13 protein-coding genes are annotated in these 16019 nt (G+C 40.3%); 10 read left to right on the plus strand and 3 right to left on the minus strand.

Annotated elements, in window-relative coordinates; genetic code table 11:
- Nucleotides 1–41: 41 nt before the first annotated feature.
- From P20311_RS19360 to uvrA, 3 genes are all read right to left on the minus strand, one after another.
- Nucleotides 42–527: a hypothetical protein gene (locus tag P20311_RS19360; protein ID WP_008115061.1), complete on the minus strand. Its 486-nt coding sequence runs from the start codon at nt 525–527 to the stop codon at nt 42–44.
- A 266-nt stretch (nt 528–793) separates the two neighbouring features.
- A complete protein-coding gene (locus P20311_RS19365) occupies nt 794–1108 on the minus strand; it encodes a hypothetical protein (RefSeq protein ID WP_008115062.1) in 315 nt (104 codons plus the stop codon).
- A 29-nt stretch (nt 1109–1137) separates the two neighbouring features.
- A complete protein-coding gene (gene uvrA / locus P20311_RS16640; protein WP_008115063.1) occupies nt 1138–3963 on the minus strand; it encodes an excinuclease ABC subunit UvrA in 2826 nt (941 codons plus the stop codon).
- 163 nt (nt 3964–4126) lie between these two features.
- Here uvrA and P20311_RS16645 point away from each other — a divergent pair, with 163 nt between their 5' ends.
- The 10 genes from P20311_RS16645 to P20311_RS16690 all read left to right on the plus strand — a co-directional run bounded on the left by P20311_RS16645 (nt 4127) and on the right by P20311_RS16690 (nt 15659).
- Nucleotides 4127–5494, plus strand: coding sequence for an MFS transporter (locus P20311_RS16645; protein ID WP_008115064.1), 1368 nt, complete (start codon nt 4127–4129; stop codon nt 5492–5494).
- Nucleotides 5495–5514: 20 nt separating this feature from the next.
- Complete coding sequence (gene ssb, locus P20311_RS16650) at nt 5515–6207, plus strand: single-stranded DNA-binding protein (protein ID WP_008115065.1); 693 nt, start codon at nt 5515–5517, stop codon at nt 6205–6207.
- A gap of 141 nt (nt 6208–6348) precedes the next feature.
- Complete coding sequence (locus tag P20311_RS16655; protein ID WP_008115066.1) at nt 6349–7644, plus strand: site-specific integrase; 1296 nt, start codon at nt 6349–6351, stop codon at nt 7642–7644.
- A 1-nt stretch (nt 7645) separates the two neighbouring features.
- On the plus strand, nt 7646–9184 hold the full coding sequence (locus P20311_RS16660) for a site-specific integrase (RefSeq protein WP_008115067.1): 1539 nt from the start codon (nt 7646–7648) through the stop codon (nt 9182–9184).
- On the plus strand, nt 9177–11267 hold the full coding sequence (locus P20311_RS16665) for a hypothetical protein (protein ID WP_008115069.1): 2091 nt from the start codon (nt 9177–9179) through the stop codon (nt 11265–11267). Before P20311_RS16660 ends, P20311_RS16665 begins: the two co-directional genes overlap by 8 nt.
- The gene (locus tag P20311_RS16670; RefSeq protein ID WP_008115070.1) at nt 11260–11676 is read left to right on the plus strand and encodes a hypothetical protein; all 417 of its coding nucleotides are present in this window, start codon (nt 11260–11262) and stop codon (nt 11674–11676) included. Before P20311_RS16665 ends, P20311_RS16670 begins: the two co-directional genes overlap by 8 nt.
- On the plus strand, nt 11673–12101 hold the full coding sequence (locus tag P20311_RS16675) for a hypothetical protein (protein ID WP_008115071.1): 429 nt from the start codon (nt 11673–11675) through the stop codon (nt 12099–12101). The genes P20311_RS16670 and P20311_RS16675 overlap by 4 nt, the downstream gene beginning before the upstream one ends.
- Entirely contained in the window at nt 12098–14332 is a 2235-nt protein-coding gene (locus tag P20311_RS16680; protein ID WP_008115074.1) for an AAA family ATPase, read from the plus strand. Before P20311_RS16675 ends, P20311_RS16680 begins: the two co-directional genes overlap by 4 nt.
- Nucleotides 14333–14440: 108 nt before the next feature.
- Complete coding sequence (locus P20311_RS16685) at nt 14441–15199, plus strand: hypothetical protein (RefSeq protein WP_008115076.1); 759 nt, start codon at nt 14441–14443, stop codon at nt 15197–15199.
- 37 nt (nt 15200–15236) lie between these two features.
- On the plus strand, nt 15237–15659 hold the full coding sequence (locus P20311_RS16690) for a hypothetical protein (protein ID WP_008115078.1): 423 nt from the start codon (nt 15237–15239) through the stop codon (nt 15657–15659).
- Nucleotides 15660–16019: the final 360 nt, after the last annotated feature.

A 16019-nucleotide genomic window follows, 5' to 3' on the forward strand; every position in this document is an offset into this window, starting at 1 on the left:
AATTTGCAGATACAAAAATGCCGCTAATTTAGCGGCATTTTTTATATTTTAATGTTTGTAGCAGAAATACCCGCAGACTCACAGGCTCTAACTATAAATTTATAACCGTAAGGCATGCTTTGATCAGGCGTTATTTCAATAATTTCGTAATCATTGAGCTCGATTGACTTACTCTCTGTTAATTTCTTACAACGTGAATAACTGTCTGCTTCATAACTATAGGCAAACATGGCAATTAAGCGCTTACTACGTTCAAAGTAGCCTTTAGTATCTAAAAACTGCCTAACCGTTTGAGTGTTCTCATCTTCGCCTTCTAAGTGAATACCAAATGTTTTTGTCTGAGCGCCGTCATTGTCTGAAGAGGGGAGTTTTTTCTCTATTTGCTCACTCAACTTTTCTATGGCTTGCTCTTGTTCAGCGGGGGATTTATTTGCGAGCGATTGGCTATTTTCAAAGCTATTTACTATATCGTTTAATACTTTTTCAGGCGGTTTTTCATCAATAAATGCAATCAGACTTACAAACACTACCGTCGCTAAAAAAAGCGGGTTAATACAGTTAGAAGTGGTGAGTAGCTTTGGCTAATAAACTTTATGCGATCAGATCCAAATGGCTTGATTAGTAATAACACTATGATGTAAAAAGGCAAAATAAGTTGTAAGCCGAGCAGTGTTGCCAGAGTTATTCCTAGTGTCTAAGGCGGTAAATATAATAAAGTGGCAAAGTTACGAGTGTAATTAAAGTGATGAGCTGATACCTAAGTGACTTCATTTACAATGCCACTAGTACTTGCTCAAACAAAGTTAGCAATACTGGCATAAAATACCAAAATAAGTGCTTTACCGGCGAGTGAATTCCATAGTTGATTAAACTTAGGCCAAAATTTTATGATCAGCGCAATAATAGTAATAGTGGCACATAGCCACGTTAACTTAAAAATGGCTAGAGTTATAAACGCAAGCAGATAAAGTTTTTGCGCGGTGTTAAGGTTAAACCATATGCTTTTTATATGGCTAAGCAGTTTAACTTGGTGTGGTTGCCAGCTTTTTTGCTGTTGCTTAAACTGCTTATTAGCACGCCATTTTGCAATTTTTAAATACCTTAACACCGACTTTCCTTATCTAAAGCGTATTACCGTTATTTATTTAATAACGGTTTTAAGTAGTGCCCAGTATGAGAGCGCTGGCATTCAGCCACTTCTTCTGGTGTACCTGCAATCAGTATTTCACCGCCGCCAGCACCACCTTCAGGGCCTAAATCAACGATCCAGTCGGCTGTTTTGATGACATCTAAATTGTGCTCAATCACTACAATGGTATTGCCATGATCGCGCAGACGATGCAGTACTACTAATAACTGCTCTATATCTGCAAAGTGCAGGCCTGTTGTTGGCTCATCTAATATGTATAGCGTTTTACCGGTATCACGCTTAGAAAGCTCACGTGCTAACTTAATTCGCTGTGCTTCACCACCAGAAAGTGTTGTAGCGGCTTGGCCTAAGCGGATATAAGAAAGTCCAACATCCATTAGGGTTTTAAGTTTGCGTGCTATAGCCGGTATTTTATCAAAGTAGTCATGGGCATCTTCAACGGTCATGTCGAGCACTTGGTTGATGTTTTTGCCTTTATATTGTACTTCTAAGGTTTCGCGATTATAACGTTTACCCTTACACACATCACACGGTACATAAACGTCAGGTAAAAAGTGCATTTCTACTTTAATAACGCCATCACCTTGGCATGCCTCACAACGCCCACCTTTAACATTAAAGCTAAAGCGACCTACTTTGTAACCACGTGAACGGGCTTCTTGAGTACCCGCAAACAGCTCACGAATACCGGTGAAAATACCGGTATAAGTTGCAGGATTTGAACGCGGTGTGCGGCCAATAGGACTTTGGTCAATATCAATCACTTTATCAAAGTGTTCAAGGCCTGCAATTGACTTGTAAGGTGCCGCTTCTGCGGTTGTGGCACCATTAAGCTCGGTGTGAGCGAGTTTAAATAAGGTGTCGTTAATGAGTGTAGATTTACCTGAGCCCGATACACCGGTAATACAGGTCATTAAGCCAAAGGGTATTTTTAAATCAACATTTTTTAAGTTATTACCGGTAGCGCCAAACAGCTCTAACCATTTATCGTTAGTAGCATGGCGCTCTTTAGGCACTTCAATTTTACGCACCCCCGATAAAAATTGGCCGGTAACCGAGTCTTTGCTTGCTAAAATATCATCGCGCGTACCTTGAGCAATAACATGGCCGCCATGTACGCCAGCACCTGGACCAATATCAATAATATGATCAGCGGCGCGAATAGCGTCTTCATCGTGTTCTACAACAATAACGGTGTTACCCAAATCGCGTAAATGAACTAAGGTTTTCAATAAACGGTCGTTATCACGTTGGTGCAAACCAATTGAAGGTTCATCCAGTACATACATAACACCCACTAACCCAGCACCAATTTGACTCGCTAAACGAATACGTTGTGCTTCGCCGCCAGAAAGTGTGTCGGCGCTGCGCTCAAGTGATAAGTAATTTAGGCCTACATTTATTAAGAACGATAACCGGTCGCGAATTTCTTTTAGAATTTTTTCGGCGATTTGGCCTTTTTGCCCAGTTAAATGCAAACCTTCAAAAAAGCTCATCGCCTCACCAATACTCATATGCGTAATGGTTGGCAAGTTAGTTTGACCAATAAATACATTGCGTGCTTCTTGGCGCAAACGTGAGCCTTTACAACTAGGGCATGCTTGGCTGGTTTGATATTTGGCTAGTTCTTCACGCACTGAGTTTGATTCAGTTTCGCGGTAGCGGCGGTTCATATTGTTTAACACGCCTTCAAATACATGATTACGTGTAATTAAATCGCCGCGGTCATTACGATAATTAAATGCAATTTTAGTATCACCAGAGCCATCTAAAATAATTTTTTTATGTTCTTTTGCAAGCTCTTGATAAGGAACATCTAAATCAAACTCGTAATGCTGTGCAACTGCTTGCAACATTTGATAATAGTAAAAGCTGCGTTTATCCCAGCCTTTAATTGCACCGCCAGCTAAACTTATTTCAGGGTTATGAACCACGCGATTAGGGTCAAAGTATTGCCTTACACCTAAACCGTCACAGCTTTGACAAGCCCCGGCTGGGTTGTTGAACGAAAATAGACGCGGTTCAAGCTCTGTCATCGCATAGCCACAGGTTGGACAGGCAAAATTTGCTGAAAACAGCATTTCTTCAGCATTGCTATCGTCCATAAACGCAATGTTGGCAACGCCGCCTGACATTTCAAGTGCTGTTTCGAATGATTCCGCGAGACGTTGTTGCTGGCCGTCTTTGACTTTAAAGCGATCAACCACGACTTCAATTGTGTGCTTTTTATGTAGATCTAGTGGTGGTGGATCAGATAGGTCGCACACTTCGCCATCAATACGTGCGCGAATGTAGCCTTGGCTTGCAAGCTGCTCTAATAGCTTTACATGTTCGCCTTTACGGTCTTTAATAACAGGCGCCAAGAGCATTAGCTTTGTGCCCTCAGGCAGTGCCAGCGCAGTATCGACCATTTGGCTGATTGTTTGCGCCGCGAGCGGTAAATTATGAGTCGGACAGCGAGGTTCGCCAACGCGTGCAAACATCAAGCGTAAATAATCGTAGATTTCAGTAATAGTTCCCACGGTTGAACGTGGGTTATGCGAGGTTGATTTTTGTTCTATGGAAATAGCAGGAGAAAGGCCTTCAATATGATCTACATCGGGCTTTTCCATTAATGACAAAAACTGCCTTGCATAAGCAGAGAGTGATTCAACATACCGGCGTTGCCCTTCTGCATACAGCGTATCAAATGCAAGTGATGACTTTCCTGAACCAGATAAGCCAGTAATAACAATTAGTTTATCACGTGGGATGGTTAGGCTGATGTCTTTTAAATTGTGCGTGCGGGCGCCTCGGACTTCAATGTTTTCCATGCTATCTCGTTTATTGCCAAAATTATTTGCTCAGTATCGCATAATACGCTGCAATATTAATCCTTGATCATCGAAAAAATCCTTAGTTATAGACGATTAATTATTGCCAAGCTTGTGATAGAATCCTTGCCTAATTTTTTAACACAGTAAGATCACGCAAATAATGACCGCATCTTCACTTAATTCACGAGAAAAACGCGCCGCCGTATCGTTAGCGAGTGTGTTTGCATTTAGAATGCTCGGCTTGTTTATGCTGATGCCTGTTTTAGCTATTTATGGTCAAGAGCTTGAAGGCTTTTCACCTATCTGGATTGGTTTTGCAATTGGTGCGTATGGTTTAACTCAGGCCGTATTACAAATCCCAATGGGGAGACTTTCCGATAAAATAGGTCGTAAAAAAGTGATTGTCGGTGGTTTGGCGGTGTTTGCTTTAGGTTCGGTAATTGCCGCTTTGGCAGAGTCTATTCAAATGGTGACGGTAGGGCGTGCGTTACAAGGCATGGGAGCTATAGCCAGCGCATTATTAGCGTTTGCATCAGATTTAAGCCGAGATGAACAGCGCCCCAAAGTCATGGCGGTGATTGGCATGAGCATCGGTATGAGTTTTGCGTTTGCGATGTTATTAGGGCCGATAGTGGCAGCTTCGTGGGGCATTGCAGGCGTATTTTGGCTAACGGCTATTTTGGCTGTGTGTGGTATTTTTATAGTCACTATGCTCGTTCCCAGTGCAATAAATAAAGCCCCTAAAGGCGATACGCTTGCCAGCTTTAGTGACATCAAAAAATTGATTAAACACCCACAGCTGGCACGTTTAAATGCAGGCGTATTATTGCTGCATCTAACATTAACGACTATTTTTGTAGTATTACCAAGTCAACTAATTAAAGATGGACTTGTGGCTGAAAACCATTGGCAGCTTTATATTCCGGTTTTATTTTTAGCGTTTTTTTTGATGGTGCCAGTAATGATAGTGGCGATTAAAAAAGAGAAAGAAAAACAAGCCTTTATTGGTTCAGTGATGGTCTTAATAGTCAGTATGTTAAGTATGTCGATATGGGCCAATAGCGTTGTTGGCATTGCGGTTTGTATGCTGTTATATTTTGTTGCGTTTAACTTTTTAGAAGCCACTATGCCGGCTCTTGTGTCGCGTATTGCTCCAGCAAGCCAAAAAGGCTCAGCCATGGGGGGGTATTCATCGAGCCAGTTCTTAGGTGCTTTTTTAGGCGGTATGTTGGGTGGGTATGTAGCACAAACCACCAGTACGCAAGCTGTGTTTGCGGCGGCGGCACTTGTTGGGGTAATATGGCTTATTATTGCGTGGAAAATGCAAGTCCCACCGAAAAGCAAAGTTATTAGTTTAATGACCCAATTAGATTCTGAAGAGCAGGCACAAACACTGGCTTCTCAGTTAGTTGCTTTACCCGGCGTAATAGAAGCAACCGTAGTTCGCGATGAAAGTCGTAGCTACTTAAAGATTAATGATAAAGAATTTGACCTAGACCAAGCCCGAAGAGTGGCTGGTTTAATCTAACGTTTATAGGAGATGGTTCCATGGCACGCGGTGTGAACAAAGTAATTTTGGTTGGTAATTTAGGGCAAGATCCTGAAGTTCGTTACATGCCTAATGGTAATGGTGTAGCAAATATTACCTTAGCAACTTCAGATAGCTATAAAGATAAAAACACTGGCCAAATGGTTGATAAAACTGAGTGGCACCGTGTGGTATTTTTTGGCAAGTTAGCTGAAATTGTGGGTGAATACTGCCGCAAGGGATCACAAATTTACGTAGAAGGTAAACTTCAAACCCGTAAATGGACTGATCAACAAGGCCAAGAAAAATACACCACAGAAATCGTTGTCGATGGCTTTACGGGTCAAATGCAAATGCTAGGTGCACGCGGTGGCGATCAACAAAGTAGTGGCTATCAAGGTAACCAAGGTGGTCAACAAAGTAGTGGCTATCAAGGCGGGCAACAAAGCGGTGGTTATGGTCAAAATAACCAAGGCCAAAATAGCCAGCAAGGCAGTTATGCTCCACAGCAGCAATCTGCACCTGCTCAGCAGCCAGCACCGCAGCAAAACAACCAATACCAGCCACAGCAGCAAGGTGGTTTTGCACCACAACAAAATAGTGCACCACAACAGCAAGGCGGGTTTGCACCTAAGCCACAAAATGCACCGCAAGGTGGCGCATCAAACCCTATGGAACCAACAATCGACTTTGATGACGATATCCCGTTCTGAGGAATACATAAATAAAAATTGTAGATTAAAATTATTAAGGGCTTGTTTTTACAAGCCCTTTTTTGTATTTGTAAATTTTTATGTTGACAATGACCTCTCTAGGCACTATACATAAATAAAATGTTGATAAAGAGGTGTTCAATGTCACAAATTAGAGATCTGATTTTTAGTAACGGTGAGCGATATCCAATCTTAATGGAAGAAAATGGGTTACCTAATTATTGGGTGACGTTGTACGTTACTGAAAAATTGAGAACATCCCACACACAGTCAGCAATATCTAATTCACTTGGTCATCTAATCCATCTAAAGCTTTGGGAAAATATTAATGATAGAAATCTTGTCTCTGAGTTTGAGCAAGGCCGCTTATTAAATGACGAGGATGTTTATTCCATACGAGATCATTGCACATTAGATACAAGGAGTTTAAAGAAGTGGCTAAAGACATCCGAGAAGAATGTCGTTAAGTTTGCTGCGGCATCGACAGCTAGCGTAACACCAATACAAAAAGTATCTAACGATCATGCTTCAAACCGAATGAGTCAGATAGCTTCTTATCTTGAGTTTTTAGTTAGAACTATTCTCAAAACGAAATTAATTGAAGAAGAGGTTTCAAATAATATTGAAGCCATGAAAAGCCTACTTTTGGCAAATAAGCCTAAAGGCAGCAGTGGCAAAGGACTTACTGCTGATCCAAATACTAAAGCTCCGCCTCCTAAAGCGTTTGAACGAATTTTAAGAATCGTTAAGGAGACTTCACCTGATAACCCATTTAAGGGCGAAGAAGTTAAATTTCGAAACGCAGTGATATTTGAGGTGATGGAAGCAACAGGGATGCGTGCCGGAGAAATTCTAGGCTTGCAGATCCAAGACATTGATTTTCAGAAAGGAAAGGTAGCAGTTGTTCGTAGGCATGACGCTGTTGAAGATCCTCGCAAGAAACAGCCAGTGGCGAAAACTAATGAACGCTCGATTCCTATTGATAAAAAAATCACTGATAGGTTGCGTGACTACATCATGGATAAAAGAGCGAAAATACCTGCTGCTAGAAAGCACCCGTATGTTTTTGTTACGCATAAACATGGTAAATATCACGGTAAACCAATCTCGAATAGCACCTTCGTTAACAGAGTGCTGAAGCCTGCGGTTGCTATCCATCCAGAATTACTTGAAGAAATTACTCGTCATGGTTTTCGTCACAATTTTAACTACAAGCTTTCTAAGAGGATCGATGAGATTAATAAAGCGGCTAAAGAAAACCCTAAAATTAAACCTATTAATGAAAAGAAAGAAATTCAGATCCGAAAAGAACTGAATGGGTGGAGTTCAGATAAAACCGCTGAAACTTATAACCTGAGACACATTCGAGAAGAGGCTGATCGAGTGATGCGAGAGGATATGGATCACTGGACTAACCGAGCTAAGAAGGACAAGTAGTATGCAATTAAAGAAGAATAAGGCTCTAGTCAGCCAGCACACAACGAAAAGCGGCTATCCGTTTTATTTTTCGGATATTGAGTGGAGGCTAGACGGTTCAACCGTGATTAATTTCCAGCGTTTAACCGCTCTTGAACCAGAAACCGAAGATGGTTTTAGAAAAGCTTTGTGCCGCTACGCTGAAGAACTTTCGGCTATGCATACTTTTAATATGTTTAATCGCTTCAATGCTTACATGAAGACTACAAAAGAAGGTAAGCTGTCATTGCAAGGGTTAACAAATTATCGAGCGTCATTTGATTCAGATAGCGAGTATAAGCTAGGAGCACTCAAGGGATTCTTGTTGGCTTGGCATGAGTGGGGATTCAATGGGGTCAGCAAGGAAATTGCAGATTATTTAGAAGAGCTAACTCTAAAAGGAAACCCAAAAGGTAATGCGGTAAAAGGCGCTTGCCCATATTCTGGCCCTCTAACACATAATGAGCTTGGAGCTTTAATTGACTGGGCATCAAATGCCTTTACTAAGGAAACTCTTAATTTAAAAGAATATTGTTGTTTTATGGCGTTGGTTTTAACTGGCCGTAGATATGTTCAGATTCGCTCATTACGTTCAGTAGATTTAATTGTTAGGGAAGATTCAAATGGTAACGACTACGTTATCAATTGCCCTAGAGCTAAACAGCGTGGTGTTGGCTTTAGGGAGCAATTTACACCGCTGCCAATTAATGAAGACTTGTATCTTCTGCTTCATAATCAACGTAACCAATCAATTCAGTATGTTGAATCTAGCTTAGGAGAAAAGTTACATGACTCTATACGTGAGCAGATCCCAATTTTTGTTGAGGAAACAAGAGTTAATCGGTTATCAAGTATAGAGGAGTTAGAAACAAGACTTTCACAAACGCCAGACTACTTACATATGGCTGCTGATTCTGCATATGAGTTATTGCGAGGAGTAGCGATTAAAAACACAGCCTGCTCTGAAAGAACAGGTGATTACATTAACTTCACTGCTTCACGTTTTAGATATACCAAAGGAACAAATCTAGCTCGAAGAGGGATTAGTGGTGTTGCATTAGCTGCTGCACTGGATCATACCGATACGCAAAATATTGGTGTGTACACAGAAAATACTGAAGAAACAGCAAAGCAAATTGATGAAGTAATGGCTCCTATGCTTGCGCCATTAGCTCAAGCTTTTTCAGGGAAATTAATTGCATCAGAACGTGATGCTGTTAGAGCAAATGACCCGAACAGCCGAGTGAAAAATGGCAAGTCTGAAAATGTTGGTAACTGTGGAACTTATGCTTTTTGCGCTTCTGGATATAGGGCTTGTTATACATGTTCAAGTTTTGAGCCTTGGATTGAAGCACCTCATGAAGAAGTTCTCAATGAGATCTTAGCTGAAAGAGATAAGCAAAAAGAGTTAGGAATATCCAACAATGTTATTCAGTCTACAGATCGGCTTTTACTTGCAGTTCAACAAGTTATTGTAATGTGTAAGCAAGAGCTGTCAAAAGAGGAGTGCGCAAATGGCTGATATTATTCACTTTCAACCTAAGCATGAGATAAGCGCTAAGCAAAATCTAGACAGTTTTATTGAGCACTGCAAGAACACATTAACACTCTATGATGATCAAGGCGGTTGGCAAAGTAACAATTGGCAACACAAGCAAAAAAATCGGTCAATAGCGATGACTTTTTCCAAGTACAGAGCAAAGTCAAATCCTGCGAACTTTGACCCTTTGGATGAACCGTTCTTGTCTTTTGCAAAAGCTTATATCCGCTATAACCAGAGTATTAAAGCGGTATCCAGCGTAACAAATAAAATGGTCGCATTGCGTATGTTACATGACGCTCTAGTAGCCGTGCATGGTATTGCCAATGTACTGAAAACTGATGGACTGGTAATTGGTGAATTAGAGACTATCACTAAGCAAAGAGTTACCAATAAAGATCGAAGAAATAAGATTGGCTATCAGATTGAGATATTATTGGAGTTCATTCGAAGCAAGCGAACAGTGCCTGCACTTCAATCGTGGGAAAACCCTTGGCCTAAGGTGGGGGCAAAAGCCGAAAGAACAGATGAAGACTCTCGTAAATGGCAAGATACTCGTTGCCCAAGTATGCACCAGATGCTTGCTTTGGCTGATTGTTTTTCTAATGCAGAAACTTTAGAAGATAAATACTGGTCAAGCGTTATCACTTTATTGATGTTTGCACCGGGAAGAGCTGGGGAACTATCAGAGCTAACCGTTGACTGTTTGCACCGAGGTGAAAATGGGGCGCTTGGTGTGAGGTGGTATGCTGAAAAAGGTTTTGGACATACGATCAAATGGGTTCCAGAATCTTTAGAACAAACGGTCATTGAAGCGCATAGCAGACTTATGGAAATTGGAAAGCCTGCAAGGGAAGCTGCTAAGTACGCTTATGATCACCCTAATGTGTTTATGCGCCACGCAGGTTGCTGCACGCCAGACGACTTTGCAGAAAACAAACCGCTAAATGCCTATCAATTTGCACATGCGATGAGCTTTACAGAGCACTCTATAACAAGCATGAAAGCTAAAACGAGTCAGTTTAGCAGCGTAACAGCATGGAATATGGTTGGTGGTAAAAATACAAAGTGGGTTCAAAAATTAATTGCCTCAGGTGAGCCTACTTATGAAGATTTAGCAAGCTTTGTTGCTTCAGAATATCAAACTCACGACTGGCCTAATCTACCTTCTATTCAACGCCCAGTATGGGAATCTTTAGTATTAATAAGAGATCGTGAGTTCCACAATGACTTTGACGTTAGAGAATTCTCATGGCGATTACCAAGCGTTAATGAACTTAATGCTCAATTAGCAATTAGAGACAAGTTAAAAAATCCACCTAAAACATTATTCCAACGTATGGACTATAAAGATGAAGACGGCTCTGATATTCGCTTAACTTCACATCAGATCAGAGTTTGGTTATCAACTAATGCTGAGCGTGGTGGTATGGATGCATGGCAGCTAGCTAGATGGGCTGGGCGTGCTCGAATTAACGATAATCGTCACTATGACTTACGCACACAAGATGAACGTGAGCAGCAAGCGAGAAGTATTCTTGAGTTTAATGAGAGACCAACAGCGTTAGAAGCGATTAAGCTGAATTTGCCTGTTAGCTACAAAGATCTAGGGGTAAATCGTATCGGTATAGCCGATGTAACTGAGTATGGTATGTGTGTTCATGATTACGCAATGTCGCCATGTACGAAAGGCGGTGAGTGCATGACATGTAAAGAGCATGTTTGTATCAAAGGTATGCCAGAAACACTTGAACGCATAATACGTCTAGAGGAGCAGGTCGAATCTCAATTCAATAAAGCGACAGAAGATAACGCTGATGGTGTTTTTGGTGCTGACAGATGGGTATCGCATTTGGGTTGGAAACTGGCCCATATTCGCACACAACGTGAGCGGCTCGAATCAGAAGATACGCCAGAGGGGGCAATATTGTGGATTCCACCTGAACATGACCCTAGTCCTGTAAAAAGAGCACTTGAGCAAAACGATTTAGAAATCAACGCTAGTGATCAAGATCTTGTTGAAGAATCTGAAGTCGCAATGTTATTGGGGATCGAAAATGCCTAAAAAAATCATTACTGAAAAAACATTACCATTAGCATTACATGAACTCGATAAGTGGTCAGGAAAGCTCACTTGGAATAGTTTTGCTGAGCAGCTTGCAAAGGTGCTTGGGGAAGAGAATATTAGTAGACACACACTGCTTTCCTACCCTGCTTTAGTTGAAGCTTTTAACGACAGAAAACAAAGCCTTAAAGAAGCAACTAAAGACGAAGAAAAGGACATTACACTTGAGTTTGCTAAACAGCAAATAGCCACTCTTGAAGCTAAAGTGGAAAGGCTGGAAAAGCAAAACGAAAAATTGCTAGAACAGTTTGTCCGTTGGCAACATAACGCATATATGATGCCCAATGTTGATATGAAACTATTAGATAGGCAACTTGATAAGCCTTTACCTGAGGTTGATAGACGATGACCAAAGGAAAAAACGGACAGCAGATTGCTCAAGAGAATATCAAACTGGTTCAGGCTTGGATTGATGAGCGTAATGCGGCTAGAGACTGGCACGAGTATGAATACAGCGGCAAAATTAATCGTAGAGTATTAGCTGAAGAGCTGGGTTTTGCAAAGTCTGTATGTACGCAGAATAAGGCCGTCAGAGCACTAATTGAGGAAGCTGATAGCTATTGGTTTCGCAAGATTGATGAAGATAAAAAGTCTCATGAAGCTGCACGAGAAAGAGCTGAAAAACAATCAGGTATGGCGGCAGTAAGCAACAATGCGCTGACACAAAGAATTGCTGAGTTAGAAGCCGAAAACAGACAGCTACAACGTGAATTGATCAAATTTAAAAAACAGCAAACGTTGGTTCAATCTGGCGCAGCAGGGTTCAAGTTATGAGCGAAGTTGTCCACCTTCGTCAAATCATTCAAGTGAAGAAGCAGAGAGCTAATTCATACGCAACAGTTGATCTTGTCAACGCAGATGGTTCGATTAAAAAACGAGACAGAACAACCGTTGTTAAATTTCCAGAGCACGCCCAAGATACAGCTACAACAGGTAGTTTATGGGAAGTCTCAGGTAGAGAGCGACTTAATCACTTTACCATTAATGACTTTCCATTAAGCGAGTACACCATTGATGCAGATAACATCAAGTTTCTGAAACCTTCAGGCAGGATTTTATCTCGTTGGATAAGCAACAATATCAAAGGTATCGGCAGCGTTATAGCTAATCGTCTTGTTAGACATAAAAAACTAGCCCAACTTATTGAAACGCAGGATACAAACGCTCTGCTAAACATAGCAGGAATGACTGAAAATCGTGTTAAGGACTTAATAGAAAGTTGGCCTAGTGAGGCTCTTTTTAACACAATTAATTGGCTTGAAGAGCAGAGTTTGCCACTGGGCTTTGGTGAAAAGCTAGTGGCGATATTTGGTGAAGATGCGATTGATAAAATCAAAGAGCACCCTTTTATCTTAGTAGCAATGGGGGCTGCTTTTGAACTGGTATCACAACTTGCACTAAGACTTGGCTTTACATTAGAAGACGAAGTTGTTGTTGCTGGCATCGCTCAATATGCGGCAATTAATCATGCCAATAAGACTGGTTCAACAGTGATAACCATTGATGAACTAAACAAAGAATACGCTAAGCTCATGAACTCTGACACTCCAGAAAATGTTGGGGGAATAGCCTGCGAACAAGGTCTTTTAGTAAAGGTCGAAGATGGTTATCAAGTTTACGGGAAAGCATTGATGGAAGCGGCTGTAGCTCAGTTTATTGTTGATGCACACCAAAAGCCATCAGGAGAAGGTTGTCTATTGGCTGGCTGGGAGTGTAAATTATCAACAGAATTGGTCGAGGCAGCTTTAACGGACTATGAAAGCACTCTAGATTTTAATTTAACAGTCGATCAGCGTGATGCTGTTGTCGGTGCTGTACTTTCTCCTGTATGCGGCATTTCAGGTGGTGCAGGAACAGGTAAAACAACGATACTAAAAGCTGTATTAGGTGTCTATGACCGAGTAGCACAAGGAATACAGTGCTATCAAGTGGCTCTGGCAGGCCGTGCAGCACAGCGTATGGCGGAAAGTACCCAAAGGCCAGCCCAAACCATTGCCAAGTTAATTAGTGAGCATCTAGGCGACAACAAGCCTGATTTACCTGAGCAAATATTGTTAGTCATAGATGAATCGTCAATGGTGGATCTTTTGTCTATGTATCGACTAGTTGGCATATTGCCAGATGCAGCTAGAGTAATCTTTGTTGGTGACACTGCTCAATTGCCACCTGTAGGTAATGGCTTAGTATTCCACGCCTTAACTGATACTCAGATACCATTTTTTAACTTAACGCAGGTTAAGAGGCAAAACGAGCAAAGTGGAATACACAAGTTTTCGACATCTGTTAGAAATGGGCTGCTTGAGCCTCCAGAGTTAACTAAAAATACACTAAGAGAAAGCAGAGATTGCTCGATTGAAACAAAGCCAACTGTCGAAAGGCTTATCAAGCTTTGGCAAGAGTCTGGCGGGATTACTCAGAGTATTGTTTTATCACCCATAAGAAAAGGTAAATTTGGTGTAGATAACTTAAATCTAGAGCTGCAAGCATCAGTAGGTAATGATAGGCAAGCTATTTACTTTCAAGACTCATTAAGGGGCTGGATTCCTTGGATTACATCAAAAGGTTCAAGGTTATTGAAAGGTGATCCTGTATTAGCCACTGCAAACAATTATGATGAAGATGCAGATCTAAGAAATGGTGATTTAGGGCTTGTTGTCGAAGTCTTTGAACAACCTGATGAAGATGGTGTTGTTGCCGTTATTGAAGTAAACAACACCTTAATTAACGTTACAGCTAAGCTATTGGAAAAACTGCACCTTGGGTATGCCATTACTATCCACAAATCACAAGGTTCTCAATGGCCTAATTGCTTTGTCATGTTACCTAATGAAGCGAAAAAAATGATAGATCAAACGTTGCTATATACCGCATCAACTCGTCCAAGTGAAAGGCTAGTTTTGATGGGAGATGAACAAGTAATTGACAGGGCTATTATGGTTGGTTCAAAAGCTCACAAGAGAAATTCTTATCTAAGAGAGCGAATAACCATAGTAAAAAATATCTAGAATAAATTGTTGATATTTTTTAAAAACTGTTCGTAACTTGCACAGTTTAGATATTGTTGCTATGTTAGTTCATGACAATGGAATTAAAAAAATAACAAGGAATTTTTTATGAAATATTATTTCGTACTATTATTAACCCTCATATTTTATTCTTTTTCTTCGTATGCAACAGAGTCCTATGACTATTATGTTCAGTGCGAGTCTTGTACGTACTCTCAAATGGAGCACAAGGCAAAAGAAGCTGCTAAGACTATTGGAAGGCAAGATGTAGTTGTATTTTCTACGGAAACTTCGGTCATTAAAGCTTTTAATATAGATGTAGAAATAGAATCAGAGCCGGGTTATCAATATGTTGAAAAGTACTCCTATGTTAAGTCTGTTAGTGCTGAAACACAGAACCAATTTAACGAGGTATCTTCAACATTAAGAGAAATTAGGGCTGGAAATTCAGTAGATTATACAGGCCCTAACTGTCCTACTTCAGAGTGTTTGACAACTGTAGCTGGTATGGGGTCGGTTACTTCATGGCTCACAGGTAAGTTTGTATTCCCTGCTACAATGAACTCCGTAATGCAGAAAATTCTTAGTAAAATAACAGGCACTCCACCAGAGAAGTATAAAATATCTGTATGTTTCGATGATGGTATTTGCGTTGAATTTCAATTTGAGTATTTATTTAGTTCTTTTGGTTGGAAAACTACAGGTGTAACAAGTGCAAGTGGTCCTTCAGGAGGAACTGGTTCACCCACAGGAGGTCAAGGCTCTGGCGGAGGCGGTTACATTGTTTGTGACACATGGGTTACATATACAAACACAACCGCTGATGGGACGTATTGTGAAGGTTGGCGTTACGTATCTGTTCATTAGTAACGATAACTATTTAAATGTGTGAAATGGAGATGCTATGAAAAAGCTAAATTCAATAACAATAGTGATTATATTATCCTGCATTTATTTTTTAGGCTCTATGCTAGGTTATAGCTTTATTTTTGAGCCTTTAGGCCAGTTCATGACCTCTAATATGGCTCTAAACAAACCAACTGAATTGATGAGTAACATAATGCTATCTATACAACATTTTCTTGTTGCGTTAATTGCAGCTTTACCTGTTGCTATTATGATGCTTAAAAAATTCAAAGTGGATAAATTGATATTCATTGTATTATCTACTTTACCTGTTGTGTTGATTGGGGGGGTAGGGATTTTGAATGTTAATGGTGGCAGCAATATTTTCTTAATTGCAAAAGATATATCAATAATTATTTTAACACCACTTATAGTAACGTACTTGTTAAGGAAATTCGAAACGCAGAGACATCATAATTGATTTTAAAGGCTGGCTAACGTTCATTTCAACAGCCGCATTCAGTTTAATGTGTAGTTATTGAAGAGGAATTTTGAGTAGAAAGCCATAATCATAATAATACTTAAAATACATACATAATTGTTGATTATAATGACTGTATTGCTTGATTATAATTATATAGTAAACGTTTTTAATATTTATGTTGATTAAGGTTTTTTGAACTTTGTCAGATAACTATAATAATAAGGGTGCAAGACTTTTTACTCACTCACCCTTCTTTTGATTTATGTGTTCATTACCGTTCTGACCAAAGACAAAATATTAAATGTTGAAAAACAATCTTAAAAGCCGCTGTTTAGCGGCTTTTATTATTAAAAAAAT

The sequence above is a fragment of the Pseudoalteromonas sp. BSi20311 genome (assembly GCF_000239875.1).
In the GTDB taxonomy this organism is placed as follows: Bacteria; Pseudomonadota; Gammaproteobacteria; order Enterobacterales; family Alteromonadaceae; genus Pseudoalteromonas.